Annotated in this window: 1 protein-coding gene; it reads left to right on the forward strand. The window is 58.7% G+C overall.

Going from position 1 to position 889, the window contains the following annotated elements; genetic code table 11:
* Positions 1 to 434 (forward strand): hypothetical protein (locus AC07Y4_RS32955; protein ID WP_495275688.1); only part of this gene is annotated, 434 nt, incomplete at its 5' end.
* Positions 435 to 889: the final 455 nt, after the last annotated feature.

Raw genomic sequence — 889 nt, forward strand, 5'->3', positions numbered from 1 at the left:
TGAGCCGGCTGGCTCGCAAAGAGGGTGGGTCAATATTCGATGGAAATCGCGGGTCAGGATTCCATGGAAATCAACAGTCCCAAGGTGGCAAAGCGATTGAGGAGCGCAGGCGCGAGGAACAAATCTACATGACGGTCGGAGGCACACTCACGGAGGCTGTCAATGGCGTTCTTGCGTTTGACTTTCAGATCATCGGCTCGACCTCTCCTGCCGCAGGCAGAGCTGAGATCCCAAGCGTTGGCTCGATTACTGGCATGAAGCCCAAGCTACAGGCAGGGATGGAGTTGTCGTTGAGGCAGTTCGATGTCTTGCTGTCGATTGCTCGTGCAGGGCGTTTGAAGTCCTGCCGCTTTAGCTTTCTGGCACCACGCTACGGCAGCTCTTTGATCGCCTCAGTCTCTTTCAGCACATCGCCGCCGGAGGGAATGGAGTAGCGCTTACGGCAGTGAGCAGGATGTGGCTGTGGTTTCGCAGCATGATTGATAGGGATAACGTCCGCGCCGATCCGAAGCTCGTCCAGGTGGTTGGCCCAGCGCTGCATCATTTCCCGGCGCACGGACGAGACGCGCTACTGTCGACGTATGAAGGCACCGTCACCGAGAGTTCGATGTCGATGTCGATGCTCGTGGTTGAGTGTGTGTATGAGCTAACGCGCCTAGCGACCGGCAACTGGGTGTTTACGTGCCTTTGGTTGTCGTCGGTTGGGCGGCGGGCTCATCGTTAGCGCGGAAGTGGGTTGCATCAGCGACGCTTCGATGGGGCATGGCATGGTCCCACAAGCCGACATACGGTACGTCGCGCGTATTGGACGGCCGCTTCGGTTAAGGGTTGTCCGACATCTGCCCGCACGACACGACTGCGCCAGGCATGCCAACGGCCTGAGGGCAGG

The sequence above is a fragment of the Variovorax sp. GW460-12-1-14-LB1 genome (genome assembly GCF_059423605.1).